At 73.9% G+C, this 26623-nt stretch carries 25 protein-coding genes and 1 riboswitch; of the genes, 11 read left to right on the forward strand and 14 right to left on the reverse strand.

Features of this window, described 5'->3' with window-relative positions; translation table 11 throughout:
- Nucleotide 1 precedes the first annotated feature (1 nt).
- Nucleotides 2-1288, reverse strand: coding sequence for a solute carrier family 23 protein (locus AB0637_RS02675; RefSeq protein WP_366169612.1), 1287 nt, complete (start codon nucleotides 1286-1288; stop codon nucleotides 2-4).
- A 57-nt stretch (nucleotides 1289-1345) separates the two neighbouring features.
- On the opposite strand from AB0637_RS02675, the gene AB0637_RS02680 reads away from it, so the two are divergent.
- The gene (locus AB0637_RS02680) at nucleotides 1346-1930 is read left to right on the forward strand and encodes a hypothetical protein (protein ID WP_366169613.1); all 585 of its coding nucleotides are present in this window, start codon (nucleotides 1346-1348) and stop codon (nucleotides 1928-1930) included.
- On the opposite strand, the gene AB0637_RS02685 is transcribed toward AB0637_RS02680, so the two are convergent.
- From AB0637_RS02685 to AB0637_RS02710, 6 genes are all read right to left on the reverse strand, one after another.
- A complete protein-coding gene (locus AB0637_RS02685; protein WP_366169614.1) occupies nucleotides 1896-2036 on the reverse strand; it encodes a hypothetical protein in 141 nt (46 codons plus the stop codon). The two genes, AB0637_RS02680 and AB0637_RS02685, sit on opposite strands and share 35 nt — an antisense overlap.
- A 248-nt stretch (nucleotides 2037-2284) precedes the next feature.
- Complete coding sequence (locus AB0637_RS02690) at nucleotides 2285-2644, reverse strand: UBP-type zinc finger domain-containing protein (protein ID WP_366169615.1); 360 nt, start codon at nucleotides 2642-2644, stop codon at nucleotides 2285-2287.
- Nucleotide 2645: 1 nt separating this feature from the next.
- The gene (locus AB0637_RS02695; protein ID WP_366169616.1) at nucleotides 2646-4064 is read right to left on the reverse strand and encodes an ATP-binding protein; all 1419 of its coding nucleotides are present in this window, start codon (nucleotides 4062-4064) and stop codon (nucleotides 2646-2648) included.
- Nucleotides 4061-5776 (reverse strand): FAD-dependent oxidoreductase, encoded by a 1716-nt coding sequence (locus AB0637_RS02700; RefSeq protein WP_366169617.1) that lies wholly within the window; start codon nucleotides 5774-5776, stop codon nucleotides 4061-4063. Before AB0637_RS02700 ends, AB0637_RS02695 begins: the two co-directional genes overlap by 4 nt.
- A gap of 50 nt (nucleotides 5777-5826) precedes the next feature.
- Nucleotides 5827-6129 (reverse strand): hypothetical protein, encoded by a 303-nt coding sequence (locus tag AB0637_RS02705; RefSeq protein ID WP_366169618.1) that lies wholly within the window; start codon nucleotides 6127-6129, stop codon nucleotides 5827-5829.
- Nucleotides 6130-6279: 150 nt separating this feature from the next.
- On the reverse strand, nucleotides 6280-7032 hold the full coding sequence (locus tag AB0637_RS02710; RefSeq protein ID WP_366169619.1) for a methyltransferase domain-containing protein: 753 nt from the start codon (nucleotides 7030-7032) through the stop codon (nucleotides 6280-6282).
- 34 nt (nucleotides 7033-7066) lie between these two features.
- On the opposite strand from AB0637_RS02710, the gene AB0637_RS02715 reads away from it, so the two are divergent.
- Nucleotides 7067-8701, forward strand: coding sequence for an ABC-F family ATP-binding cassette domain-containing protein (locus AB0637_RS02715; RefSeq protein WP_366169620.1), 1635 nt, complete (start codon nucleotides 7067-7069; stop codon nucleotides 8699-8701).
- Between the two features lie 93 nt (nucleotides 8702-8794).
- On the opposite strand, the gene AB0637_RS02720 is transcribed toward AB0637_RS02715, so the two are convergent.
- Entirely contained in the window at nucleotides 8795-10348 is a 1554-nt protein-coding gene (locus AB0637_RS02720; RefSeq protein ID WP_366169621.1) for a DUF4038 domain-containing protein, read from the reverse strand.
- A gap of 200 nt (nucleotides 10349-10548) precedes the next feature.
- Here AB0637_RS02720 and AB0637_RS02725 point away from each other — a divergent pair, with 200 nt between their 5' ends.
- From AB0637_RS02725 to AB0637_RS02735, 3 genes are read left to right on the forward strand one after another with little or no spacing between them, the layout of a single operon-like run.
- Nucleotides 10549-11766: an MFS transporter gene (locus tag AB0637_RS02725; RefSeq protein WP_366169622.1), complete on the forward strand. Its 1218-nt coding sequence runs from the start codon at nucleotides 10549-10551 to the stop codon at nucleotides 11764-11766.
- Nucleotides 11763-12230, forward strand: a complete 468-nt coding sequence (locus AB0637_RS02730; protein WP_366169623.1) for a GNAT family N-acetyltransferase — start codon at nucleotides 11763-11765, stop codon at nucleotides 12228-12230. The genes AB0637_RS02725 and AB0637_RS02730 overlap by 4 nt, the downstream gene beginning before the upstream one ends.
- Nucleotides 12231-12280: 50 nt before the next feature.
- A complete protein-coding gene (locus tag AB0637_RS02735; protein WP_366169624.1) occupies nucleotides 12281-13522 on the forward strand; it encodes an Nramp family divalent metal transporter in 1242 nt (413 codons plus the stop codon).
- 104 nt (nucleotides 13523-13626) lie between these two features.
- On the opposite strand, the gene AB0637_RS02740 is transcribed toward AB0637_RS02735, so the two are convergent.
- From AB0637_RS02740 to AB0637_RS02755, 4 genes are all read right to left on the reverse strand, one after another.
- Complete coding sequence (locus AB0637_RS02740) at nucleotides 13627-15408, reverse strand: prolyl oligopeptidase family serine peptidase (RefSeq protein ID WP_366169625.1); 1782 nt, start codon at nucleotides 15406-15408, stop codon at nucleotides 13627-13629.
- Nucleotides 15409-15442: 34 nt separating this feature from the next.
- Entirely contained in the window at nucleotides 15443-16453 is a 1011-nt protein-coding gene (locus AB0637_RS02745; RefSeq protein WP_366169626.1) for a hemolysin family protein, read from the reverse strand.
- Nucleotides 16446-17834, reverse strand: coding sequence for a hemolysin family protein (locus tag AB0637_RS02750; protein ID WP_366169627.1), 1389 nt, complete (start codon nucleotides 17832-17834; stop codon nucleotides 16446-16448). The genes AB0637_RS02745 and AB0637_RS02750 overlap by 8 nt, the downstream gene beginning before the upstream one ends.
- A 197-nt stretch (nucleotides 17835-18031) precedes the next feature.
- Nucleotides 18032-18754, reverse strand: a complete 723-nt coding sequence (locus tag AB0637_RS02755) for a DUF2071 domain-containing protein (protein WP_366169628.1) — start codon at nucleotides 18752-18754, stop codon at nucleotides 18032-18034.
- Nucleotides 18755-18828: 74 nt separating this feature from the next.
- A riboswitch (SAM riboswitch) is annotated at nucleotides 18829-18921 on the forward strand.
- Between the two features lie 86 nt (nucleotides 18922-19007).
- On the opposite strand from AB0637_RS02755, the gene AB0637_RS02760 reads away from it, so the two are divergent.
- From AB0637_RS02760 to AB0637_RS02770, 3 genes are read left to right on the forward strand one after another with little or no spacing between them, the layout of a single operon-like run.
- Nucleotides 19008-19751 carry an ABC transporter ATP-binding protein gene (locus tag AB0637_RS02760; RefSeq protein WP_366169752.1) on the forward strand — a complete coding sequence of 248 codons (744 nt, stop codon included), beginning with the start codon at nucleotides 19008-19010 and terminating at the stop codon, nucleotides 19749-19751.
- A 40-nt stretch (nucleotides 19752-19791) separates the two neighbouring features.
- Nucleotides 19792-20841: an aliphatic sulfonate ABC transporter substrate-binding protein gene (locus AB0637_RS02765; RefSeq protein WP_366169629.1), complete on the forward strand. Its 1050-nt coding sequence runs from the start codon at nucleotides 19792-19794 to the stop codon at nucleotides 20839-20841.
- Nucleotides 20838-21644 carry an ABC transporter permease gene (locus AB0637_RS02770; protein ID WP_366169630.1) on the forward strand — a complete coding sequence of 269 codons (807 nt, stop codon included), beginning with the start codon at nucleotides 20838-20840 and terminating at the stop codon, nucleotides 21642-21644. The genes AB0637_RS02765 and AB0637_RS02770 overlap by 4 nt, the downstream gene beginning before the upstream one ends.
- A 3-nt stretch (nucleotides 21645-21647) precedes the next feature.
- On the opposite strand, the gene AB0637_RS02775 is transcribed toward AB0637_RS02770, so the two are convergent.
- On the reverse strand, nucleotides 21648-22784 hold the full coding sequence (locus tag AB0637_RS02775) for a GNAT family N-acetyltransferase (RefSeq protein WP_366169631.1): 1137 nt from the start codon (nucleotides 22782-22784) through the stop codon (nucleotides 21648-21650).
- Nucleotides 22785-22976: 192 nt separating this feature from the next.
- Here AB0637_RS02775 and AB0637_RS02780 point away from each other — a divergent pair, with 192 nt between their 5' ends.
- Nucleotides 22977-24446 carry an NAD(P)/FAD-dependent oxidoreductase gene (locus AB0637_RS02780; RefSeq protein WP_366169632.1) on the forward strand — a complete coding sequence of 490 codons (1470 nt, stop codon included), beginning with the start codon at nucleotides 22977-22979 and terminating at the stop codon, nucleotides 24444-24446.
- On the opposite strand, the gene AB0637_RS02785 is transcribed toward AB0637_RS02780, so the two are convergent.
- A complete protein-coding gene (locus tag AB0637_RS02785; protein ID WP_366169633.1) occupies nucleotides 24433-25296 on the reverse strand; it encodes an NAD(P)H-binding protein in 864 nt (287 codons plus the stop codon). The genes AB0637_RS02780 and AB0637_RS02785 overlap by 14 nt on opposite strands.
- An 88-nt stretch (nucleotides 25297-25384) precedes the next feature.
- Between AB0637_RS02785 and AB0637_RS02790 the strand changes: the two genes are divergently transcribed.
- A complete protein-coding gene (locus tag AB0637_RS02790; protein WP_366169634.1) occupies nucleotides 25385-26092 on the forward strand; it encodes a TetR/AcrR family transcriptional regulator in 708 nt (235 codons plus the stop codon).
- Between the two features lie 106 nt (nucleotides 26093-26198).
- A complete protein-coding gene (locus AB0637_RS02795) occupies nucleotides 26199-26543 on the forward strand; it encodes a hypothetical protein (protein WP_366169635.1) in 345 nt (114 codons plus the stop codon).
- Nucleotides 26544-26623: the final 80 nt, after the last annotated feature.

The following is a 26623-nucleotide window of genomic DNA, read 5'->3' on the forward strand; positions in this document are numbered from 1 at the left end:
GTCAGCTCGCGCCGACCGTCCCCCGCGCCCGCCCGACGGCGCGCATGAGGTGGTACAGCCCGATGGCGGCCACGGTCCCGAGCGCGATGCCCTGGAACGTCAGCCCGCCCGAGGTGGTGAGGGTGTAGTTCGCGATGCCGACGATGAGCGCGACGGCCGCGGTCGTGAGGTTCACGGGGTCGGAGAAGTCGACCTTGTTCTGCACCCAGATCCGCGCACCGAGGACGCCGATCATCCCGTAGAGCAGCGTCGCGGCACCGCCGAGGACGCCGGGCGGGATGGACCCGATGAGGGCGCCGAACTTCGGCGAGAACGACAGCACGAGCGCCGCGGCCGCCGCGACCCAGTACGCCGCGGTCGAGTACACCTTCGAGGCGGCCATCACGCCGATGTTCTCGGCGTACGTCGTCGTCCCCGAGCCACCGCCGAGACCGGCCAGCGTCGTCGCCAACCCGTCCGCCAGCAGAGCCCGCCCCGCGAGCGGGTCGAGGTCGCGGCCGGTCATCGCGGCCACGGACTTCACGTGCCCGACGTTCTCGGCGACGAGCACGAAGACGACGGGCAGGAACAGCGCCAGGTCGTCGACGTGCAGCTGCGGGGCCCGGAACTCCGGCAGCCCGAGCCACGCGGCCTGCTCCACGGCGGTCCAGGAGACGAGCCCGCGCGCCGCCGCGACGGCGTACCCGACGGCGACGCCGAGGAGGATGGCGAGGCGGCCGAGCATCCCGCGGAACACGACGCTGGCGAGGGCGATGGCCAGCAGCGTGACGATCCCGCCCAGCGGGTCGGCCCGGAACCCCGACGTCTCGGTCGTCCCCCAGGCCGCCGGGGCCAGGTTCAGGCCGATGAGCGCCACGATCGTGCCCGTCACGACGGGCGGCATGACGACGTCGATCCAGCGCGATCCCGCGACGTGGACGACGAGGCCGACGACGGCCAGGAGCAGACCCGTGACGAGGACGCCGCCCGTCGCCGACCCCGCGGAACTGGCGAGGATCGGGGCGATGAACGCGAACGAGGAGCCGAGGTAGCTGGGCAGCCGGTTGCGCGTGATGAGCAGGAACAGCGCAGTCCCGACCGCGGAGAAGAACAGCGTCGTGGCGACCGGGAACCCCGTGAGGGCCGGGACGAGGACGGTCGAGCCGAACATCGCGACGACGTGCTGCAACCCGATGCCGACGGTCCGGCCCCAGGACAGCCGCTCGTCGGGGGCCACGACGGCGCCCGGGGAGACGGACCGCCCGTCCCCGTGGAGCCGCCAGCCGGTCCTCGTGGTGGTCCCTGCCATCGCGTGAGTCCTCTCGTCCGGGCCCGTCCGGCGCGGGCTCCGCGGAAGACTACGAGGATGCGCGCACCCCGCTGGACGGTTCCCGCCCTCGTCCTGGCCCTGACGGTGGTCCAGCTGCTCGTCGCGACGTTCGCGCGGGACCTGCCGCAGTTCGCGGGCAAGGCGTTCGGGGCCCGGCTGGTGTTCTACCCCGTGATGATGCTGTTCGTCCCGGGCGTCTGGTTCGCCGTCCACCGCGGGTCGCGGCCCGCGCCGTGGGGCGGGTTCTCGCTCGTCATGCTGCCGTTCCTCGTCGACGTCTCGGGGAACACGCTCGACCTGTACGACCGGGTCGTCTGGTGGGACGACCTGCTGCACTTCGGCAACTGGTGCCTGCTGACGCTGGGGCTCGGCGTCGTCCTGCGCCTGGCCGACGTCCGCCCGCGGTGGGTCCGGGCCGTGACGGCCGTCGGCGGCGGGGCGCTGCTGGCGCTGCTGTGGGAGGTCGGGGAGTGGTGGACGTTCATCCGCCACGGCACCGAGCTCGACACCGCCTACGAGGACACGCTCGGGGACATGGTGCTCGGCACCACCGGCTCCGCGGTGGCGCTCGTCGTGCTGGTGGCGCTCAGTCGCCGGAGTTCTTCTGGAACTCGTCCCTGAGCTTGCGCGGGTCGGCGTCGCGCAGCGAGGCGCCCGAACCCTTGAGCTTGCGCACGGCGATCACGACCGCGATCGCCACGACGATGAGGATCAGCACCCACTTCACACCGCGAGCCTAAGCGCCCCAGGGCCCCGACCCCCCCTCCACCGGCCCCCGACCCCGCGCGGAAAACACCTTTTCCGCCCCTGCGGGAGCCTCTGAGGGGCGCCGAGCACGACATCCGCCCTCGCCAGGACGGGGCGGAAGGCGTGCTTCCGGCCCTGAAAATGCACGACGAAGGGCGGAAAGAGTGTTTTCCGCGCCGGGTCGGGTCGTCGCGAGGGTGAGGGTCGGGGAGTCGGGGTCCGCGGCGGTCAGTGCAGGAGGGTGGTCCAGTTCCACGGCACGCGACCGCGGGGGCCGGGGGCGGGCTGGTCCTGCGGGTGGTGCAGGGGCGGGGCGAGGTCGGGGCCCGACGCGTACGTCTCGTCGCTCGCGAAGTCGTAGAACCACTCCTCCCCCGGTTCGTAGCTGCGCACGACGGAGTGGCCGGGCTGCGTGGCGTGGGCGCGGGCGTGCTGCCCGGGCGAGGAGTCGCAGCAGCCGACGTGCCCGCACGCGGCGCAGCGGCGCAGGTGGAACCACCAGCCCTGCGGGTCCGCGCCCTCGCAGTCGGCGCAACCGGGGCCGCTCGGGGCCGCCGCAGGATCGATCTGGTCGGTGGGGTCGCTCACGTCAGTCCTCCGTGCTCGTCGTGTCGTCGGGGTCGTCGAGGGGGTCCTGGGGCGGCTGGAGGGGCAGCCAGACGCTGAAGACGGTGTCGCCCGGCACGCTGCGGACGGCGAGCCGGCCGTGGTGGCGGTGCACGACGACGCGCCAGGCGATGTCGAGGCCGAGCCCGGTGCCCTCCCCGACGTCCTTCGTCGTGACGAACGGTTCGAAGATCCGGGGCAGGACCTCCGGCGGCACGCCGGGGCCGTCGTCGGCGACCTCGACGCAGACCCCTTCGCCCACGCCGTCGGCCGGCCGATCGGGGCGCACCCGCACGGTGACGGTCCCGCCCGCCGCACCGAGGGCGTCGAGGGCGTTGTCGAGCAGGTTCGTCCACACCTGGGTGAGTTCGCCGGTGTGGCCGAGGACCTGCGGGACGTCGGCGTAGTCGGTGACGACGCGCGAGTTCCCGACGGCGCGGCCGGCGCCCGCGCCGAGCATCGAGACCGCCCCGTCGATGAGCTCGCGCACGTCGACCCAGCGTTCGGGGGCGCGGTCGAGCTGGGCGTAGCTGCCCGCCGACGCCAGCAGCGCGCTGATCCGGGCCGACGCGGCGGCGGCCTCGGCGACGAGCGAGCGGACGGCCACGGTGCGCGCGAACCAGCTCACCGTCTCCGCGTCGTCGGGCAGGTCCGCGGGGCCGAACCCGTGCTCGACGAGCACGGCGGCCACGTCGTCGGCGTCGGGGACCTCCCGCTCCTCCAGCGCGTCGAGCAGGCCGTCCTCGGCCTCGGCCCGGCGGACCGCGGTGCCCGGGACGGGCGAGGTCCCGGCGGCGGGGACGGTGGGCAGCCCCGGCGCGAGCCGTCCGACGGCCGTCTCGAGCGCGGCCAGTTCCTCCTGCACCTGCTGCAGGGTCCGGGCCAGCGCGGCGGCGGGGTTGCCGAGTTCGTGGGTCAGGCCCGCGGTCAGCGACCCGAGGGCCAGCAGCCGGTCCCGCTGCCCGGTGAGCTGCAGGGCCTCGGTCAGGCCGATGCGCAACCCCTCCAGCAGGTGGACGGCCATCGGGAACCACTCGCGCACGACGTGCCCGAACTTCGCGGCGGGCAGCACGAAGAACGTCGCCGGTTCCAGGACCCGCAGCGAGGACGTGTACCCGGCGGGTGCGGCCTCGCCGAGGTAGGCCTCCCAGGCCCCGGAGTAGACGCCTCGCTGCCGGGTGCGGCCGACCTCGAGGTCGTCGCCGCCGCTGCGCCGGTGCAACGAGACCGCGCCGCTCAGCAGGACGTAGAAGCAGGTGGCCGGTTCACCCTCGCGGTACAGCCAGCCGGCGTCGACGGCGACGACGTGGCCGGCCGCGGCGAGCTTGGCCAGCTGGCCGTCGCTGAGGGACTCGAAGAGGAACAGGGACCGCAGGTCCTCGGGGGCCAGCGTGCTGCTCACTGCTGGGCCAGGTAGCGGTGGACGAGCATGACGGCCATCGCGCCCTCGCCGACGGCGGAGGCGACGCGTTTCACGGAGTCGGCCCGGACGTCGCCGGCGACGAACACCCCGGGCATCGAGGTCTCGAGGTGGTACGGGTCGCGCGCGGGGTGCCAGCCGGGCGGTCGCCGGCCGTCGACGACGAGGTCGGGACCGGCCAGGACGAACCCGTGGTCGTCGCGCTGGACGGCGCCGTCGAGCCACTGCGTGCGGGGGGCGGCGCCGATGAACACGAAAACGTGCTGCGCCGGGACCACCTCCTCACGACCGGACTGCCTGTCCCGCAGCGTGATCGACGAGAGCCGTTCGTCACCGGCGGCCGCGGTCACCTCGGTGCACGTGCGGACGTGGACGTTCGGCAGGGCGCGGATCTGGTCGACGAGGTAGGCCGACATCGACGCCTCGAGCGACGGGCCCCGCACGAGCACCGTCACGCTGCGGGAGGCCCGGGCGAGGTTCACGGCGGACTGCCCCGCGGAGTTCGCGGCGCCCACGACGAACACGTCCTCGTCGGCGCAGGACGTCACCTCGCTGAGGGCTGCGCCGTAGTAGATCCCGCGACCGGTGAACTCGGCCAGACCGGGTCCCTCGAGCGTGCGGTACGCGACACCCGTCGCCAGCAGGACGGTGTGGGCGGCGAGGCTGGTGCCGTCGGAGAAGCGGACGACGCGCGACCCGCCGGAGCGTTCCAGGCCCGTGACCGTGCGCGCCGTGAGCGTCTCGGCGCCGAACTTCGCGACCTGCCGGCGGGCGCGGTCGGCGAGCTGCGCACCCGAGACCCCGTCGGGGAACCCGAGGTAGTTCTCGATCCGCGAGCTCTGCCCGGCCTGCCCGCCCGTGGCGTGCTCCTCGACGAGCACGGTCCGCAACCCCTCCGACGCCCCGTAGACGGCGGCGCCGAGGCCGGCCGGGCCGCCGCCGACGATCGCGAGGTCGTAGAACTCGCGCCGGGGACGCGTCGTGAGGCCGACGTGGTCGGCGAGCGTGGTGTCGTCGGGGTCCAGCAGCACCTCGGGGCAGCCGTCCGCGACCGGGGCCAGGACGACGGGCAGCGTGCGGGGGCCGTCGGCACCCTGGCCGGCGGCGGTCAGCAGCCGTTCCGCCTCGGGCTGGCCGGCGAGCATCCAACGGTACGGGACCTCGTTGCGCGCCAGGAAGTCCCGGACGGCGAACGACCGCGCCGACCAGCGGTCGCCGATGACGACGACCTCGTCCGGCGGCCGCACGGGTTCGGCCCGCCAGCGTTCGAGCAGACCGTCGAGGACGGGGTAGAGCTTCTCCTCCGGCGGGTTCCAGGGTTTGAGGAGGTAGTGGTCGAGGTCGACGTCGTTGATCGCGCGGATGGCGGCGGAGGTGTCGGCGTAGGCGGTGAGCAGCACCCGGCGGGCCGAGGGGAAGAGGTCCACGGCGGCCTCGAGCAGTTCGACGCCGTCCATCTGCGGCATCCGGTAGTCGGCGAGCACGGCGGCCACGGGTTCACCGCGCAGCTTCACCTCGCGCAGCGCACCGAGGGCGTCGGCGCCGGACTCGGCGCGCAGGACGCGGTACTCGCGGCCGTACCGGCGCCGCAGGTCACGGGCGACGGCCCGCGAGACCGCCGGGTCGTCGTCGACCGTCAGCAGGACGGGACGTGCTGCGCCGGTGGGACCGTCCGGCGTCTCCTCTGGGGCCACGGACGGAAGCTTCCAGACCTTCTAGTGACCGTCAAGGCACGGCCGCGGGGTCACCGCCAGGAACGGTCCTCCGCGCGTCCCGCCGCCCGCCAGGCGGCCACGGCCGACAGCAGGACGAGCACGCCCCAGGCCGGCAGGGTCACCCGCCAGGCACCGGGCAGGACGGTGAGGACGACGAGCAGCACCTGGACGGCGGTGAGGGCCACGGCGGCGGTGGTGCGGCCCAGGTAGGCGTGCCCCAGCCCCGGCCACAGGGCGGACAGGCCGGCCGCGGCCACCTGTCGCCGGTCGACTCGTGGACGCCGCACCACAGGCCTCGTCTCGTCCCACGCGCCGGTCTCTTCCCACTTCACGACGGTCACGTCGCACCCCCGTTGGTCGCCCGTTCGGTCGGCGCCCCCCGGCACCCAGGGGTGAGTCTGCCCCATCGGGACCCGGTTCCGGAGCCGATCGGGGGATCCCCGTCACAGCCAGCGTGTCGCCGTGACTGCCTGTGACACAAGTCAACTCAGGGTGAAGCGCGAGCAGTGCGTGACGTACGGGACGCGGACCTCACCCCCGTCGGGGAACTCCTCGTCCAGGACGCGCGCGACGCCGGCCAGCACCTGCGCGCGATGCGCCTCCGGCAGCACGATGACGTAGCTGCGGGAGGCGACGAGGTCGAGGACGCCCGCCCGGTCGGTCGCGTGCTCGAAGCGGGTCCGGAAGTGCTCGGGGGCACCGAAGGGCGCCCCGACGGTGTCGACCGAGGCCCGCATCTCGTGCTCGGAGCCCTGCTGCGCGACCTCCCACAGCCGCGCCACCCAGGGGACGGACTCGTCGCGCACGTTCCAGACCAGGCCCAGCGTCCCGCCCGGGCGCAGCACCCGCGCGACCTCCGGGACGGCGAGCGCCGGGTCGACCCAGTGCCAGGCCTGCGCGACGACGACGGCGTCGACCGAGGCGTCCGGCAGCCCCGTCGCCTCGGCGGTGCCCTCGTGCGCCTCGACGTCGAGCGTCGACCGCAGCTGCGCGAGCATCCGCGTCGACGGTTCGACGGCGACGACGTCCAGACCGCGCGCGGCGAGGGAGGCCGTGAACTTGCCCGTCCCGGCCCCGAGGTCCAGGACGCGCCGGGCTCGCCCGACGAGGAAGTCGACGGCGTCGTCGGGGTAGCCGGGGCGGGCCCGGGCGTACGCGTCCGCGGCGGCGCCGAAGGAGTGGGCGTGCGCGGCGAGGTCGTAGGGCTCGCTGGGACCGGGGTGCTCTGGGGCCACGGGCCCATCCTGCTCCGGGGGGAGAATGCCGCGTGTGACCGCCACCCTCGTCGCCAAGGACCTCAGTGCCGCCCACGGGACGCGAGCGCTGTTCTCCGGTCTGGACCTCGTCGTCGCCCCCGGCGACGTCGTCGGGCTGGTCGGCGCGAACGGGGCCGGCAAGTCGACGCTGCTGCAGCTGCTCGCCGGCCTCGACCGACCCGAGACCGGGACCGTCTCGCTGTCCCCGCCCACCGCGACCGTCGGCTACCTCCCGCAGGAACCCGAACGCCGGGCCGGCGAGACCGTCGGGCAGTTCCTGGGCCGTCGCACCGGGGTCACGGCCGCGACGACCGAGATGGACGACGCCGCCACCGCGCTCGGCGAGGGCGTCGCGGGCGCCGACGACCGGTACGCCGACGCCCTCGACCGCTGGCTGGCGCTCGGCGGGGCCGACCTCGACGAGCGCACGGGCGAGGTGCTCGCCGACCTGGGTCTGACGGTGTCCGCCGACGCCCTCACGACGTCCCTGTCCGGCGGGCAGGCCGCGCGTGCCGGGCTCGCCGCGCTCCTGCTGTCGCGCTACGACGTGTTCCTGCTCGACGAACCCACGAACGACCTCGACCTCGACGGCCTGGCCCGCCTGGAACGGTTCGTCACCGACCTGCGCTCCCCCGCCGTGGTCGTCAGCCACGACCGGGAGTTCCTGGCGCGGACCGTGGACCGGGTCGTGGAACTCGACCTGGCCCAGCAGGTCGTCCGTGTCGTCGGCGGCGGGTACGAGGCGTTCCTCGCCGAACGCGAGGTGCAGCGCCGGCACGCCCGCGAGGCGTACGAGGACTACGCCGAGACGAAGTCCGGCCTGGAGGCGCGGGCCCGGATGCAGCGCGGCTGGATGGCCCAGGGCGTCCGGAACGCAGTCCGCAAGGGCGACCCGGACAAGAACATCCGCGCCAAGATGCGCGAGGGCAGCGAGAAGCAGGCCGCCAAGGCCAAGCAGACCGACCGGATGATCGAGCGGCTCGACGTCGTCGAGGAACCCCGCAAGGAGTGGGCGCTGCAGATGTCGATCGCGGCGGCCCCGCGGTCGGGGTCGGTGGTGGCGACGCTGCGCGAGGCCGTCGTGCGGCGCGGGGAGTTCACCCTCGGACCCGTGACGCTCGCCGTCGACGCGGGCGACCGGATCGCCGTGACGGGCCCGAACGGGGCCGGGAAGTCGACGTTGCTGAACCTGCTGCTGGGCCGAATCCAACCCGACAGCGGTTCGGCCGCAACGGGTTCGGGGGTTCGGGTCGGCGAGATCGACCAGGCTCGCGGCGCGTTCCTCGACGAGCGCACCCTCGCCCGCGCCTTCGGCGACGAGGTGCCGGACCAGCCCGACGCCGACGTCCGGACGCTGCTGGCCAAGTTCGGCCTCGGCGCCCACCACGTCGGCCGCACGGCCGCGAGCCTGTCCCCGGGCGAACGCACCCGCGCCGCCCTCGCCCTGCTGCAGGCGCGCGGGGTGAACCTCCTCGTCCTCGACGAACCCACCAACCACCTGGACCTGCCGGCCATCGAGCAGCTCGAGGAGGCCCTCGCGAGCTACACCGGAACCCTGCTGCTCGTCAGCCACGACCGGCGACTGCTCGAGGCCGTCGCCGTGACCCGGCGCCTCGTCGTCGACGGCGGGCGGGTCGGCGAGCTCTGACGCGCGCGCCCTCCGGGGGCGGGATCGTTGACGCATCCGGCTCATTGGGTGAGCCTGCGGCGTCAACGATCCCCACCCCCCGGCGGGACGGCGTCAGGCGATCGCGGACCCGCTGAAGTCGTCGCAGAACACCACGACCCGCGGCGCACCGCCGGGGCCGCGCACGACGCCGTCCTCCCCCAGCTCGCCGCGTTCCAGCACGTCCCCCGTCCGCGGGTCCACGACGCGGTAGGGCTGCGGGACGTCGGCCGGGACCACGATCCGCAGATTCCCGCCGGCGGCGACGTAGGCGAGGAAGAACACGCCGGGCACGACGACGTTGCGGGGGTTCCCGGTGCGCGTCCAGTCCGGGACGGCACCGGTGAACGGCAGACCGTGCAGGACGCGGGCGAGGACGCCGGGGTACCGGGACCCCTCGAAGCCGAGGGCCTCGCGCCACCCGGCGCCGGGGGCGGAGAAGTAGGGCGACTGCCCCTCCTCGTCGGGGCGCAGCTGCCACTGCCACAGGCTGCCCGCGCCGTATACGACGCCCATCGTCGCGCCCGCGCAGAAGGTGCTCCAGGCCTCGTGCCCCTGCCACCAGCCGCCGGCGAACCCCTCGACCCGCGTTCCCTCGTAGGACGGTTCACCGTTGGCGACGGCCTTGGCGGGCAGGTTCCGGGCCATGTCGGCGACTCGTTCGGGGACGTGGTCGCCGAGGTGGCCGGTCTGGCACCACTGGAAGTCGAGCCAGTCGGCGTCCTGCTGCTCGCGGTTGCTGCCGAACGGGGCGTAGTGGATGCCGGCGGGCTGGGCGTAGTCGTCCCAGGCCTCGACCTCGGCGCCCCCCGCGGCGACCTGCGGTTCGTCGCCGAAACGGTCGGCGCCGACGAGCCACACCGCGGGCGCGGCGCCGTAGCGCGCGACGAGGTAGCGGCAGTAGCGGGCGTAGTCCTCCGGCGGCACCTCGGCGCCGGCCGTGCGCAACCCCTTCCAGCCGAACCCCTGGAACACCGGCTGCCAGACGGGAACGATGCCGTGCCGCCCGAGGGTCGCCGCGAGGACGTCGAGCTCGGCGAAGTACTCCGGCCGCAGCCTGCGCAACGTGAGGTCGGGCAGGTCCTCGAAGGCGACGGCGAACCCCCCGTCGGCGGTCCGGTCGGCCGGGCCGCGGGCGCCGGAGTCGGGTTGCACGCTCATGAGCAGGACGGCGTTGAAGCCCTTGGCGGCGCGGTCGGCCGCGTACGTCTCGGCCTGCTCGGGCGTCGCCCGCCACGGGAACGCCCACGCGGTGTCGGCGGCGAGGAACGCGGGGGTGCCGTCGGCGTGGACGAGGTGCCGGCCCTCGTCCGACATCCGCCAGAACCCGTGCCGTCCGAAGACCCCGTTCCCCTCCCCGGCGACGTCGACCGTGCCGGTGAGCCCCGCCAGGCCCGCGTCGTCGACCGAGGCCGCGCTCTCCCAGGTCCACCGGCCGGTGAGGCCCGGCGAGGCGAACCGCACCCGCCAGGTCGAACCGCCGTCCCAGAACGCGGGACGGCGCACGGTGCGGCCGCTCTCGTGGGTGAACGTGGCCCACACGTCGACGGCGGTGTAGGGGTCGGAGTGGGGGGTGTCGGCCGTGAGCGCGATCTCGTGCGGGGACCACGGCGCCGTGGGTGTCGTCACCGGACCATCCTGCCCCGCACGGCGCACCCGCGGCCCTGAGGGGTTCGTGAGGTCCTCCCGCCACGCCCGGGACGGCCTGTCGGACAACGGTTCCGGGGCGAGGTGCCGGACGGCTGGAACATGTGTGCCCCGGGACGCGATGATCCAGGGGACGGGCCGACGCCCGGACCCCCACCCGCGACCTCCTGAGGAAGACGCCTGTGCCTCTCGCCATCCTGGCCCTCGCCGTCGGTGCCTTCGGCATCGGGACCACCGAGTTCGTCGCCATGGGGCTGCTGCCCCAGATGGCCGCGAGCTTCGACGTGTCGATCGCCTCGGCCGGCTGGCTCATCTCGGCGTACGCGCTCGGGGTGGTCGTCGGCGCCCCGACGCTCACCGCCCTGACGCACTCGTGGCCGCGCAAGCGCGTGCTCACCGCGCTCATGGGCCTGTTCGTCGTCGGGCACGCGGCGACCGCGCTCGCCCCCGGGTTCGAGGCGCTCGTCGGTGCGCGGTTCCTCTCGGGCCTCTCGCACGGCGCGTTCTTCGGCGCCTGCGCCGTCGTGGCCCGCAAGATCGCCCCGCCCGGACGGCAGGGCCAGGCCCTCGCCCTCGTCTTCACCGGGCTCACCGTCGCGAACGTCGTGGGTGTGCCCGCCGGGACCTACGTCGGGCAGCAGCTGGGCTGGCGCCTGACGTTCGCGCTCGTGGGCGTCATCGGGCTGGTGACGATCGCCGCGATCGCGACGATGGTCCCCGAGGTCGAGACCCGCACCGGGTCGCTGCGCTCGGAGTTCGCCGCGTTCCGCCGCGGTCAGGTCTGGTGGACCCTGCTCATCACGACGGTCGGGTTCGCCAGCCTCTTCACCGTCCTCAGCTACGTCGCCCCGCTGCTCACCGAGGTCGCCGGGTACTCCGAGGGTTCGGTGAGCTGGGTCCTCGTCCTGTTCGGTCTCGGCGCGACCGTCGGCAACCTCGTCGGCGGGCGGCTCGCCGACTGGCGCCCGTACCGGACGCTCGCCGTCGGGTTCGTCGCCCAGGTCGTCGTCTTCGGGCTGCTCTTCCTCTTCGCCGACCACGCGTGGGTCGCGGCCGCGGCCGTGTTCTCCTTCGCCTTCGTCGGGTTCGTCATGTCGGCCCCGATCCAGACGCGGGGCATCCTCGCCGCGGGCGGTGGGGCGTCGATGGCCTCGGCCGCCATGCAGGCCGCCTTCAACGTCGGCAACGCGATGGGCGCCTTCCTCGGCGGTCTCGTCATCGACGCCGGGTTCGGCTACTCCTCCCCCGCGCTCGTCGCGGTCGTGCTCGCGCTGCTGGGCCTGGTGATCCTCGCCGAGGCGACCCGCGCCGACAAGAACGGCCGGGCTCCGATCGACCCGCAGGTCGCGGCCGTCCCCGCCCAGCGGCGCCGACGGGTGCGTGCGAGCGTGGAGCAGTGACGCAGGGTCTCCACGTCGAGGAGCGGAAGGCCGGTGACCCCGAGCTCGACGCGCTCGTCGGCGCGGCGGTGCTCGAGCTGAACCGCCGCTACCGCGACCCCGGCGAGCCGTGGGAGGACTACCCGATCTCCGGTGACGTCGTGTTCCAGGTCGCGACGGTCGACGGCGTGGCCGCCGGGTGCATCGCCCGTGTGGACGTCGACGAGCCCGGCTGGACGCACACCGTGGAGATGAAGCGCGTCTTCGTCGACGAGGGGTTCCGCGGCCGGGGTGTGGCCCGGGCCCTCGTGGGGGCGTTCGAGGACGCGGCTCGTGAGGCCGGCGCCGCCCGGGTGCGGCTGGAGACGGGGACGCGGCAGCCCGAGGCCATGGCGTTGTACGAGGCACTGGGCTACGCGCGGACGACGAACTTCGGGCCGTGGGCCGACAGCCCGCTGTCCGTCTGCTACGCCAAGGAGCTGTGAGGTCCGAACACCAGAGTTCGGCGCACCGAACTCTCGTGCATGATGGTGGCATGACGACGGACGCCCGCGCCACCGCGCCCGCCCGCCCCGGCCGGTCCGGGCTGCTGCGCCTGCTCGGCCCCGCGTTCGTCGCGGCCATCGCCTACGTCGACCCCGGCAACGTCGCCGCCAACCTCACGGCCGGCGCCGGCTACGGCTACCTGCTGCTGTGGGTGCTCGTCGCGGCCAACGGCATGGCCGTCCTCGTGCAGTACCTGTCGGCCAAGCTCGCGGTCGTCAGCGGCAGCACCCTGCCGGAGGTGCTGCGGGACAGGCTCGGACGCAAGGCCCGGCTGGCGTTCTGGGGCCAGGCCGAACTCGTCGCCATCGCCACCGACCTCGCCGAGGTCATCGGCGGGGCTGTCGCCCTGCACCTGCTCTTCGGCTGGGACCTGCTGGTGGGCGGGATCGTCACGGGCGTCGTGTCGGTCTTCATCCTCCTGCTGCAGAGCCGCACGGGCATCCGCCGGTTCGAGGCCGTGATCATGGGGTTCCTCGTGGTCATCGTCATCGGGTTCGTCTCCGGGGTCGTCGTGTCCCCGCCGGACCCGGGCGAGGCCCTCGCCGGCCTCGTCCCCCGCTTCGACGGCGCCGAGACCGTCCTGCTCGCCGCCAGCATGCTCGGTGCGACCGTCATGCCGCACGCGGTCTACCTGCACTCGGCGATGGCCCGCGACCACCACGGCACCGTCGCCGCCCGCGACACCCGCCGGATCCTCGGCGCGACCCGGGTGGACGTCGTCGCGGCGCTCGTCGTCGCCGGGCTCGTCAACATCTCGATGCTGCTGCTGGCCGCGTCCGCCCTGCGCGGGGTCGAGGGGACCGACACCCTCGAGGGCGCGCACGCGGCCGTCGCCACCCACCTCGGGACCGGCGCCGCCCTGCTGTTCGCGATCGGCCTGCTCGCCTCGGGGCTCGCCTCGACCTCGGTGGGGGCGTACGCGGGCGCGGTCATCATGCAGGGGCTGCTGCGCATCGAGGTCCCGCTGCTGGTGCGCCGGGTCGTCACCCTGATCCCGGCCCTGGTGTGCCTGGGGATCGGCGTCGACCCGACCCGCGCGCTCGTCGTCTCCCAGGTCGTCCTGAGCTTCGGGATCCCGTTCGCCCTCGTCCCCCTCGTCCGGCTCACGAGTTCGCCCGACCTCATGGGCGAGCACGTGAACCGGCCGCTGACGCGGGTGCTCGCGGTCGTCGCCGTCGGGCTCGTCGTGGCGCTCAACGTGGCGCTGCTGTACCTGACGTTCTTCGGCTGACCCGGCCGCGAACGGGGGTGGGCGGGGGCGGATCGTTGGCCCCTCGCTCTCGATGAACGAGAGCGAGGGTTCAACGATGCGGAACCCGGGCGGCCGCGGAACGCTCAGGCGGGCAGGTGCCGCCGCACGAAGTCGAGCTCGACGCGCATCTGCCGCACCCGCTCGTCGTCGAGCAGCGACCCGTGCCCCGCGTCGTACCGGTACACCTCGTGCGTCGCACCGCGGGCGGCGAGGCGTTCGAGGTAGTTGTCGATCTGCCGGATCGGGCAGCGCGGGTCGTTGCGGCCGGCGAGCACGAGCACCGGGGCGCGGACGGCGTCGACGTACGTGAGCGGCGACGAGTCGGCGTACTTCTCCGGCACCTGCTCCGGGGAGCCGCCGAACAGCGACCGGTCGAACGCCTTCAGCCCCTCCATCTCGTCCTCGTAGGCGGCGACGTAGTCGGCGACGGGAACCCCGGCGAGCCCGACGGCCCAGCGGTCCGGCTGCGTCCCCACCCCGAGCAGCGTGAGGAAACCGCCCCACGACGCCCCGGCCAGCACCAGCTGCGCGGGGTCGGAGATCCCGGCGGCCACCAGGTGGTCGGCGACCGCGGCGACGTCCTCGAGCTCGACGTGACCGACGCGCGCCTCGAGCGCGTCGCGCCAGGCGGACCCGTACCCCGTCGAGCCGCGGTAATTCACCTGCACGACGGCGAACCCCTCGTCCACCCACGTCGCGCAGTACGGCCGGAAGGCGTCGGCGTCGTGCGCCGTCGGCCCGCCGTGCACCTCGACGACCGTCGGCAGCGGGCCGGTCGCACCGGCGGGCACGCGCAGCAGGGCGTGGATCCGGCCGCCGGGACCCTCGACCCAGACGTCGGAGACGTCGACCGACGGCGGGGCGGGTTCACCGGGGGCGCGCAGCAGCACGGACCCGTCGAGGCGGCGGACGGTCGAGGGCTGCGCGGCCGAGGACCACGTGAACCAGACGTCGCCGTCGGGGCGGGCCGTGGCACCGCCGATGCTGCCGGTCGTCGGACCGACCGGGGTCACCCCACCGTCGCCGAGGTCGACCCGGTACGCCAGCGTGCGGGCCTCATGGTCGAGGAGGACGACGAGCCCGGAGGCGTCGCGCGTCCACTCCGCCCCCGCGACCTCACCGGGAACCCCGAGCGCGATCGGCACCTCCCGGCCGGTCGCGACGTCGAGGACGAGCAGCTCGGGCCGACCCGCGCGTTCGTGCTCCACGAGCAGCCGGGTGTCACCGGGCACGGGCGAGAACCCCAGCGGGGACACGCCCTTGCCCGGTCCGTCGGACAGTTCGGCCACCGTCGAACCGTCGGCCAGCGCGAGCACCCGCAGGTCGGGGTGCCGGGAGTCGCCGCGTTCGGAGTGCGCGATCGCCACCCACTGCTCGTCCGGGGACAGGTCCCCGGCCCAGGCGTCCTCGCGGTGCTCGTACAACCGGCGCGCCGTGCCCCCCGAGACGACGTCGATGCGGGTGCCGTACTCGTCGTCCTGCGAACCGACGACGACGGTTCCGCTGCGGCCGATCGCGAGCCCGGCCGGGTAGGCGGCGGGCAACCCGAGGGGGTCCTCGACACCCTCACCGGGGGCCGAGCCGAAGGGTTGGCGCCGCCAGACGCCGTACTCGTCGCCCGCGGTGTCGTCGAACCACCAGACGAACCGCCCGGCGTCGTCGATCGTCGCGCTCGAGGTCCCCTCGGGCCGGTCGGTCAGCCGGCGCAGCTCACCGGTGCCGACGTCGAAGGAGTGCACCTCGAGCACTCCCGCGACGCTGGCGGTGACGACGCAACGGTCGGGCGCCTCGAGCGCCCACTCCGGCAGGCCGACACGACCGGCCCGGAACCGCTTCTCCCAGACGGGGACCTCAGGTTCGCTCACGCGACCGATGGTGCCACCCGCCGGACGGCCGGGCTCAGGCGGTGGCGGGCGAGGGGAACACCCGGCGCAGGACGTCCGACAGGGTCACGACGCCCTCGACGCGGCCGCCGTCGGTGACCACGGCCAGGTGGTTGCTCGTCTCCCGCATCCGCGCCAGCGCGACGTGCAGCGTCGTGCCGCCGTCGAGCGCGAACACCGGGCGGACGAAGTCGTCGGTCGGCGCCTCGTCCGGTTCGGTGAGGGTGTCCCGGACGTGGACGATGCCGTGCAGGTGCTCGGGCGACCCCACGAGGATCCGCAGGTGGCCGGAACTGCGGGCCAGGTCGCGGACCTGCTGCACGGTCGCACCGGCCGGCACGCTCGCCGTCGTGGCCCCCGGACGCAGGAGTTCGCGGACGGTCAGCCGCTGCAGGTCCAGCGCCCCGGACAGCTGCGCGGAGAACCTGGCGTCGAGCGCCCCGACGTTCGTCGAGTGCTCCAGCAGGTGCCGCAGCGAGTCCGGGCTGTGCCCGACGACGACCTCCTCGGTGGGTTCGGCGCCGACCCTGCGCACGAGCACGTTCGCGGACTCGTTGAGCAGCTTCAGGACGGGCCGGAACACCCACATGAACCCGCGCATGGGCACGGCCAGCAGCAGGGCCGACCGCTCGGGGTGGGCGATGGCCCACGACTTCGGCGCCATCTCCCCCACGACGAGGTGGATGAACGTCACGACGAACAGCGCGAGGACGAAACCGAGCACGTCGGCCGCGACGACCGGAAGGCCGGCGGACTCGAACAGCGGGGTGAGCCAGTGGTGCACGGCGGGTTTGCTGATGGCCCCCAGGAGCAGCACGCAGGCGGTGATCCCGAGCTGCGAACCGGCCAGCAGCACGGTCAACTCGTGCGAGCTGCGCAGCGCGGCGCGTCCGGAGACGGTGCCGGCGGCGTCCTCCAGGCGGTGCCGCTTGGCCCCCAGGAGGGCGAACTCGACGGCCACGAAGAAGGCGCTCGCGGCGACGATGACGATGGTCGCGACGACGACGACGACCGGGTTGTCAGTCATGCGTCACCTCCTCCGTGGTGTCCTGGGCGTCCGCGGTGACCGCGGCCCCCGTGAGTTCCAGCCGCACCCGGCCGGGCACGTGCCGTTCGACGGACAGGACGCGGATGTGCAGCCGCTGGGGTTCGGGGTCGAGTTCGCCGAGGTCGACCGGCAGGTCGACGTCGAGTTCGGTGCCCTTCTCGGGCAGCCCGCCGTGGGCGGCGATGACGAGACCGGCGATCGTCTCGTAGTCCCCGGGGGGCAGGTCCACGCCGAGGGAGCGTTCGACCTCGTCCACGTGCACCTCCCCGGACATCTCCCACACGCCGTCGCCCTCGACGGGGACGTACGTGGGGTCGTCCTCGTCGTGCTCGTCGGTGATCTCGCCGACGAGTTCCTCGGCGAGGTCCTCGACGGTGACGACACCGGAGAACCCGCCGTACTCGTCGACGACGCAGGCCAGCTGGTTGCGGGACTCCCCCAGCTGCCGCAGCACGTCCGGCAGCCGCGTGAGCGTCGAGACGACGAGCGCGGGCCGCATGATGCGCGTCACCGGGGCGCTGTCGTCCTCCTGCGTGGCGAGCAGGTCGGTGAGGTGGACGACGCCGAGGACGTCACCCGAACCGGTCGCCAGCACGGGGTAGCGGGAGTGGCCGACGGCCATGAGCGCGCGCACCAGGCCGAGGTCGGCCGACTCGTCGACGGTGTCGACGCGCGAACGCGGGATCATCGCGTGCTCCACGTCCTGCTGCGGGAAGTCGAGGATGCGGTCGAGCATGACGGCGAGGTCGTCGGGCAGGTCCCCGCTCTCGCGCGACTCCTCGACGATGGCCTCGAGGTCCTTCGGCGTCGCGGCGTGCTCGACGTCGTGGACGGGTTCGATCTTCAGCGCGCGCAGCAGGGCGTTGGAGGACTGGTCGAAGAACCAGATCAGCCCGCCGAACACCTTGAGGTAGACCAGCGTCGAGCGGCCCAGCCAGGTGGCCACCGGTTCCGGCTTCGCGATGGCGAGGTTCTTCGGGAACAGCTCGCCGAAGAGCATCTGGACGATCGTCGAGAACACCAGGGCGATGACACCGCCCACGGCCACGCCCGCCCCGGCCGGGACGCCGGCGCCGCCGAGCAGGGAACCGAGGGACTCCCCGATGAGGGGTTCGGCGACGTACCCGACGAGCAGGCCCGTCACGGTGATGCCGAGCTGGGCTCCGGAGAGCATGAAGGACGTGCGGCGCGTGACCTTCAGCGCCCGTTCGGCGCCCGGGTCACCGGACTCGGCGCGGACCCGCAGGCCCGAGCGGTCCACCGACATGTAGGCGAACTCCTGGGCCACGAAGTAGGCCGTGGCCGCGGTGATCAGGAGGACCACCACGACACCGAGGAGCAGGGCGAGCACGTCGGTCACGGGGTCACCTCACCGTGGCCGGGCGCACCCGCGCAGGGACTTGAAGGGTCGTCGGCGTGATCGTCGTCGCACATCGGCGGCGGCGGTCCTCTCCTGGTGTCGGGATCGGGGACAGGTGTGCTGAACGGTGAACGGAGGATGCCACGTCGGAGTTCCCGCAGCACCCCGCCGCCCTCGGCCGCTGGACGCGCGCAGGCTCAGAGCGGGCGGGGCAGGACGAACCGCGTCGTGACGCGGCGCGCGAACGCCACGTGGTCCGGCGGCCCCGCGACGTCGACCCCCGCGGCCGCGACGAGCCCGTCGTCGAGTTCCAGCAGCTGCGCCGAGCGCAACGGCCAGCGCTCGTGCTCGTTGGCGATCCACCACGTCCGGCCAAGGTGCCCGGCGTGCAGCCCGAACCGCGAGGTCAGGAACACCCCGAGGTCGTCGACGGCGGGGCCGCCCTCGCGGACGGCGACGCGACTCGTGACCCCGGACCGGGTGCGGCACGTCCACAGCAGCTCCCGCACCCCGTCCTGGACGCGGATCGCGTGGCGCATGAAGGACCAGCGGTAGGGCAGGCCGAAGGCCGCCTGCGCCCCCAGGACGACCGCGAGCCGGCTGGCGTCCAGGCTCGCGAACACGACACCGCGCCGGCCCTCGTCGTCGACGGAGTAGAAGCGCACGTTGGTCTCGAGGAACGTCCCCGCGTACGGCACGCTCACCCGCCGGCCGGGTCCCGCCCCGCGCAGCGTGAAGGGGATGAGCCCCACGTAGGTGGCGCCGTCGAGGACGTCGGGACGCACCCCGCGCGGCATGAAGGGGGCGACGCGCTCGGGGTCGACGGCCCAGTGCAGGAAGGCCAGGTCGTCCCAGTGCTGGTGCATCATCACCGGGCCGTCGAGGGCGACGGCGTCGGGCGAGGGCAGGCGGTCGATCACCTCGCCAGGGTGCCCGAGCGTGCCTCCCTCGGCGACCGGTTCGGCGCGCGGCCCACAGCTGGCTTACAGTGGCCGCACCATCCAGAGCGGCCGAGAGACCTGGCTCGACGACGCCGCAGCAACCGCCTCCTCGTGAGGTGTGGTGCTCATGCCGGGACCGATGGAGGAGATCGTGACCACCACACCCTGGACACCCAGCGCCCCGACGTCCGCCGCGCCTGCGGCGACGAGGGTCGACGCCGCCGCCGTCAGCCTGCGCGGTGTGAGCCGCTCCTTCGGCGGCCGCCGGGTCATCGCGCCCCTCGACCTCGACCTCGCCGCGGGCAGCACGGTCGCCCTCGTCGGCGCGTCCGGCTGCGGGAAGTCGACGCTGCTGCGGCTGGTCGCCGGGCTCGACACGCCGTCCTCGGGGACCGTCGAGGTCGCCGGCAGGCCCGTCCACGGCGTCGACCCCCGCACGGCCGTCGTGTTCCAGGAGCCGCGGCTGCTGCCGTGGCGCGACCTCGCCGGGAACGTCGCCTTCGGCCTGCCCCGGGGCACGAACCGCGCCGACGGCCGGGCCGAGGTGCTGCGCTGGCTGGAGGTCGTCGGGCTCGAGGAGTTCGCCGACCACACGCCGCGCCGCGTCTCCGGCGGCATGGCCCAGCGCACCGCCCTGGCCCGCGCGCTGGTCCGCCGGCCCGGCGTGCTCCTGCTCGACGAACCGTTCGCGGCGCTGGATGCCCTGACGCGCCTGAAGATGCAGGACCTCCTCGACGAGGTGCAGCGCGGGACCGGCGCGACCGTCGTGTTCGTCACGCACGACGTCGACGAGGCGCTGCACCTGGCCGACCGCGTCCTCGTGCTCGGCCGCGACGAGGACTCGTCGGAGGACGGCGCCCGCGTCGTCCGCGACCTCGTCGTCGACGCCCCGCGTCCGCGCGACCGCGCCGACGCCGCCACGGCGCGGCTGCGCGTCGAACTGCTCCACCTGCTCGGCGTCCCGCGTTCCGCCTGACGCACCCCGCACCCCTCACCCCCCACGTCTCGGGAGACCTGTGTCCACGCTGCCCTCGTCCGCGTCCTCGTCCGCCACTTCGACCACCCGTCGCGCCCTCCTGGGGTTCGGTCTCGGCGGTCTCGCCCTCACCGCCACCGGTTGCGTGCAGGGCGAGTCGTCCTCCGGCAGCCCCGCCCCTGCGAGCGGCGGCGCGTCCGGCGGGGGTGACCGGGTACGCCTGGACTACGCCCTCTACAACCCGCTGAGCCTCGTCGTGCGCGAGCAGAAGCTCCTCGAGAACGCCGGGCTGACCGTGCAGTGGGAGCAGTCCCAGGGCAGCAACAAGGCCAACGAGTTCCTCCGCAACGGCAACCTCGACCTCGCCTCCACCGCCGGGTCGGCCGTCCTGCAGGCCCGCACGAACGGGTCCCCCGTCCAGACCGTGGAGGTCTACTCCCAGCCGGAGTGGACCGCCCTCGTGGTGGGGAAGGACTCGACCGTCACGGACGTCGCCGGGCTGCGTGGCGCGAAGATCGCCGCCACCACGGGCACCGACCCGTACTTCTTCCTGCAGCAGGCCCTGGCCCAGGCCGGTCTGTCGGGGTCCGACGTCGAGATCCTCAACATCCAGCACGCCGACGGCCGCGCGGCCCTCGAACGTGGGGACGTCGACGCGTGGGCGGGTCTGGACCCGAACATGGCCGCCACCGAGCTGCAGTCCGGCTCGAAGCTGCTGTACCGCAACGTCGACTTCAACACCTACGGCGTGCTCAACGCCCGCGAGGAGTTCGTCCAGAACTCCCCCGACCTGGTCCAGCAGGTCGTCGACGCGTACGCGAAGGCCCGGGCGTGGGCGCTGTCGAACCCCGCCGACCTCGCCACCCTCTACGCGACGACGGCGCAGTTGTCCCCCGAGGTCGCCGCCCGTGTCCTGGAACGCACGACGCTCGACCTCGACGGGGTTCCCGGCGACGCGCAGCGTACGGTGCTGTCGGGGATCGTGCCGCTCATGGCCGCGACCGGGGACGTGCCGTCGGAGGACGCGGCGCGCAAGGCCCTCGACACGTTGCTGGTGCCGGAGTTCGCGCAGAAGGCGAGCGCTGCGTGAGCGTGCTGGACGCCGGTGCGGCGCCGGCGACCGCGGACAGCACCCCGGCCCGGCGGGCGAGGTCGCACCGGTGGCTCGGGGCCGTCGTCCCCGCCGCCCTCCTGGTGGCCTGGTGGGTCACGACGGCCGCGGGGTTGTTCCTGCCGAGCCAGTTGCCGTCCCCGGCCGCCGTCCTCACCGCCGCGCAGCAGTTGTGGGCGACGGGTGCGCTGCAGCTGAACGTCGCGATCAGCGTGCAGCGGGTCCTGCTCGGGTTCGCCGCCGGCGCGGCGGCCGGTCTCGTGCTGGGTGGGCTGACGGGTTCCTCCTCCGTCGCCTACCGGCTGCTCTCCCCCACGTTGGGGGCCTTGCGGGCGGTGCCCTCGTTGGCGTGGGTTCCCCTGCTCGGTCTGTGGATCGGACTGGGGGAACCCCCGAAGATCACACTGGTCGCGATCGGCGCGTTCTTCCCCGTCTACACGACGGTGCTGTCCTCCCTGACGCACCTCGACCCCGCCCTCGTCGAGGTTGGCCGCGCGTACGGCCGCCGCGGGCTCGGGTTGTTCACGTCGATCCTCCTGCCCGCCACCGCTCCCGCGCTGCTGTCCGGGTTGCGGCTGGGCTTGGCGCAGAGCTGGCTGTTCCTCGTCGCGGCCGAGCTGATCTCGTCCTCGATCGGACTGGGCTACCAGATGACGAACGGGCAGAACACGTCCCGCACGGACCAGGTGATGCTGGCGATCATCCTGCTCGCCCTGCTGGGCAAGGCCACCGACGTGGTGCTCGGCCTCGTGGAGAACCGGGTCAAGGCGTCCCGGAACTGACCGTCAGACCCGGTGCGCGCGCCGCGCCTCGGCGAACCCGGCGAGCACGGCGTGCGCGTCGAGGGCCACCATCAGCGCCTTGGACCGGCGGCGCGGGCCGACGACCGCGAACTCCTGTGACGTGCGCACCTCGTCGGTCCAGCGCAGCTTGGCCTGGTTCGGACCCGTCGAGAGGTTCAGCAGCCGGTGCCCGGCGTCCTGGGCGTCCTTCACCGCGAGCGACAGCAGGTACGTGACCGCGGAGTACGGCCACGCCCGGTCGGACACTCCCGACGTGGAGGAGTAGCTGGCCGTGCGGGTGTGCAGCACGAGCTGGCTCGCCTCGACGGCGTCGCCGACGAGGAGTTCGTAGACGCTCGCACCGCCGTGCTCGCCGGACCGGGTCACGACGTCGCGCAGGTAGGCGAGGACACGGGGGTCGGCGTAGATGTCCGCGTGGACGGGTCGGCCGTCGCGCAGTTGCGCGCGCTGCCCGTGGAGGGCGACGAGCCGGTCGAACGCCGCCGGGAGCTGGGCGGGGTCGGTGACCCGCCGGACCGACCAGGCGTCGGCGCCGACGTCCCGGGTGAGACGGTTCCGCGCGCGCCGCAGCGACTCCTTGAGGTTGCGCCGGCCGGCGTAGACGTTCTCGACGCCCTCCAGGCGCAGGACGGCCGAGGGGCTGGTGCGGCGCTGCAGGAGGGTGAAGGACCAGTCCGGCAACCACTCCGGCTCGAACCACGGGACGTTCTCCCCCAGCGCGAACCGCGCGACGTCCCAGCTCGTCGGGTCGGCGCAGAGGTGCCCGACGACGGCGCGCGCGACGTCGCGGGCGCACCCGGGGTCGGTCAGCAGGGCGGGCTGCTCGTAAGGCCCGATCCACAGGCTGCCCGTGCCGATGGGCTGCACGACCGTCGCCAGACCCCGCAGGACCGACCGGCGGTAGAGCGGCGCGAGGCCGACGAGGCGGTCGCCGTCGCGGACCTCGAGCACGCAGGGTTCGTGCCGGGGGTCGCCGGCGAAGTGGTCCAGCCACGTGAGGGCCCAGTCGGGTCCGGTGAACGGGTTGGCCTCGCCCGCGGCGTCGTGCAGCGCCCGCCAGTCGTGCGCGAGCTTCTGCACGGCGGTGAGCTGCCGGTGCTCGGTGATCTGCAGGTCCATGCGGCGCCCGCCCCCTCGGTCGTCTGCGGTGGTCTGCCCCGATGCTGCGGCGTGCAGACGGGTGAGGTCGATGACCCGGTGCGTCCGCGCAGGGCCGGACGGGGGACGAACCACCGGTTCGGCGCAGGTGGGTTCCCGACGAACGGGTGACTGCCGTTCCCGACGGCAACCAGGGGTCCGACGCTGGGATCCATGAGGATCGCTGTCGTGGGGGCCGGACCGTCGGGGCTGGTGACCGCCGCCGTGCTGACGCAGTTCGGCCACGAGGTCACCGTGCTGGAGAAGGCGCCGGACCTGGGTGGGGTGTGGAGCGCCACCCGCCGCTACCCCGACGTGTCGACCCAGGACGACCGGGTGTCGTACGCCTTCTCGGACGTGCCGATGCCGGCGGACTTCCCGTTGCACCCCACGGGCGACCACGTTCGCGCGTACCTCGAGCACTACGCCGAGGTGAAGGGCGTGCGCGACCGGATCCGCGTGGGCACGACCGTCACCCGCGCCGTCCCCGCCGGCGACGGCTGGTCGGTCGAGGTGGCGGACGGGGGCGGCAGTTCCGTCCTCGACGTGGACTGGCTCGTGCTGGCGAACGGCGTGTTCTCGACGCCGCACGTGCCGGACTGGCCGGGCCGTGACGTGTTCGACGCCACCGGCGGCCAGGTCGTCGAACCCACGCAGCTCGGGGACGGGGAGGTGCTCGCGGGGCGGGACGTCGTCGTCGTGGGCTGGGGCAAGACGGCGTGCGACGTGGCGGTGGCCGCGTCGCGCACGGCGCGGTCGACGACGGTCGTGGCGCGGGCCGTGCGGTGGAAGGTGCCCAAGCGCATCGCCGGGCCGTTGACGTTCCGCCACCTGCTGCTGACCCGGCTCGGGGAACACCTCATGGCGCCCGAGCGCTCGACCCCTGGCCGCGCGCTGATGGCCGCTGTGGACGCGCCCCTGCGGCGGGCCGCCCTGTGGTCGGTGGCGCAGCACGTGGCCCGCCGCACCGGTCTGCGCGGCATCGGCCTGCTGCCCACCGCTCCCCTGCCGTCCTCGGACAGCCTCGTGACCGACGGGTTCTTCGAGGCCGTCCGGCACGGCCGCATCACCGTGAAGCGGGAACGGTCGATCACGGCCCTCGGCGCGGGCGACGTGCAGTTGTCCGACGGTTCCCGCGTGCCCGCGGACGTCGTGGTCGCCGCGACGGGTTTCGAGCAGGACCTCTCCCTCCTCGACGACGCCGTGCGCGAACGCCTCCTCGACGAGGACGGCGTGCTGTCCCTGCACCGCAGGATCCTGCCCGCCGACGTCGCCCGTCTGGCGTTCGCCGGCTGGGGCAACACCTACCGCAGCCCGTTGTCGGCCGAGGTCGGCGCCGTCTGGCTCGCAGGTCACCTCGCGGGTGTCGTCCCCGCGGGACCGCGGGAGGAGGTGCGGCGCACGGGCCACCGGTTCCACCTGACCCACCGGCAGGCCGCCGTCCACCGGGAGCAGCAGGTGCCCAGCGGGTCGTTCGCGGTGCTGGACCAACTCCTCGACGACCTGGGTCTGCCGCTGCCGGCCGCGGTGCGGCGCGGGCAGTGGACGAAACCCCTGACCCCGTCGAGCTACGCCTACCTGGTGCCCGCGTTGCTCGCCCGGGTGGGCGCCGCCGCGGAACGCGCGTCCGTCACCGCGCACTGACCGCGGCCTCCAGCACAGTGCGCAGCGGGGTCGCGGGACGACCGAGGAGTTCCGCCAGCGTCGGGTCGACGACGGTGAACTCACCGGCGCGGGACGCACGGAACATGCCGAGGGTGAACTCCGCGGCGCCCGCGGGAACCCCGGCCGCGACCTGGTCGGCCAGCCACTGCTCGTCGTCGACGACGACCCGCTCGACCGGGCGCCCCGTGAGTTGGGTGAGCAGGCGGGCGACGTCGGCGAGGTCGAGCGCCTCCGGTCCGGTGAGCGCCGATGTCGGACCGTCGACCGGGTCGTCGTCGAGCAGCGTGAGCGCCGCCGCCTCGGCGAGGTCGTCGTGGCCGGTCCAGGACACCGGGCCGTCGGCGGGGGCCGTGAGGATCCCCGTCGTGAGGGCGTCGCCGAGGAGGTACGGGACCGTCGTCGCGTAGAACCCGTTGCGCAGCATGGTGTGGGAGCCACCCGCCGCCAGGTGGGCCTCCGTCGCCGCGTGTCCCCGTGCCGGGCCGAACTGCGAGGTGGGCGAGGCCGCCTGGTGGCTCGTGTAGAGCACCCGTTCCGCCCCGGCCGACCGGGCCGCGTCGATCGCCGCGCGGTGGGCCCGCGCCGCGAGCTCCGGGCCCCGGATCGCGGCCGAGACGACGAGCACGCGCTCGGCCCCCTCGAAGGCGTGGGCGAGGGAGTCGGGATCGGTGAAGTCGGCCGCGCGGACGCGGACGCCCCGCGCCGCGAGGTCGCCGGCCGCGTCGACGTCCCGGACGCTCACCGCGATCCGTTCCGCCGGGACCCGGTCGAGCAGGCTGCGGACCACGCGCGACCCGAGCTGCCCGGTGGCACCGGTGACGATGATCATGGGAGCTCCTCGTTTCCAGCGGTACCGTCTCATCGGTACCGGTGGAAGCACTGTAACCGCGGAAACGATCGAGCGCTACCATCGATCAGTGCCCATCACGACCGAGGACGTCGACCGCGGCGGCGTCCGCCTGCGCCTCATCCGCGTCGCCGCCAGCCTGCTGGCCGACCAAGGCTCCGCCGCGGTGACCACCCGCGCCGTCGCGCAAGCGGCGGGAATGCAGGCGCCGGCGATCTACCGGCTCTTCGGGGACAAGGACGGTCTCCTCGAGGCCGTGGCCGAGCACGTCATGGACACATACGTGGCGGAGAAGTCCGCGCACGTCGAGGCGACGGAGAGCGACCCCGTCGAGGACCTGCACGCCGGCTGGCGCGCCCACGTCGAGTTCGGGCTCGCCAACCCCGCCCTCTTCCGCTTCCTCCACGACCCCGAACGCGCCGCCGCCTCCCCCGCCACCGAGGCGGGCCTGGAGGTGCTCCGGACCCGCGTGCACCGCGTCGCCGCCGCCGGACGGTTGCGCGTCGCCGAGCCTCGCGCCGTCGCGATGGTCCACGCCGCCGGGACGGGAGCGGTGACGACCCTGCTGGCCGCCGCCGACAGCGACCTCGGGCTCGCAGAGGCGTTGTGGGAGGCCGTGTCCCGCGCGATCCTCACCGACGCCGCGCCCGTCGAGGACGGGGTGGCGCGGACCGTCGCGTTCCGGGCGACGGTGGATGTGCTGCCGGGGTTGACTGGATGCGAACGGAGCCTGATGGTGGAGTGGCTCGACCGGGCGATCGTCGCCACGGACGCGTGAGCAGCTGACGTGACCGGTTGACGATGGAGTGCCGACAGTGACGGTTTCTCACCATCCGCGTCTCGGACCCAGGGCACTTCTGGCACGACCACGGAAGGGATCCAGCGTGGGCATCGAGTACGCCACAGTCGTCCCTCTTCAGGTCGGTGCGGGCGTGTTCGCCTGCGCAGCGTGGTCGACCCTGCGGATGTGCTCACGTCGGGATCCGACCATCGACGTCGTCCTGAGGTGCTCGAAGGGCTTCTTCGGAGCCACCTGTCTGACGTCGCTCGCCTTTCCCGCAGTGCGGGTGTGGAGCCAGTTCGGGGCCATCGATCTCGGCATGGCGCTGTGGATCGCCCTGCTGCTGGTGGCAGCCAGCGCCCTCCTGTTCACCCTCTTCGCGGTGGCCGTGCTCCTGCTTCTGGTGGGTGCCGCGAGACAGCACGCACGGCGTGCCATCGAGGGCTGAGCGACGACCCCCGACCGGAGAACCTCGCGGAGCCGTTGGGGCTCCCGGATCGCACGCTGTCGGCACCATGTTCGTCGATC

The organism is Kineococcus sp. NPDC059986 (assembly GCF_040702905.1).
In the GTDB taxonomy this organism is placed as follows: domain Bacteria; phylum Actinomycetota; class Actinomycetes; order Actinomycetales; family Kineococcaceae; genus Kineococcus.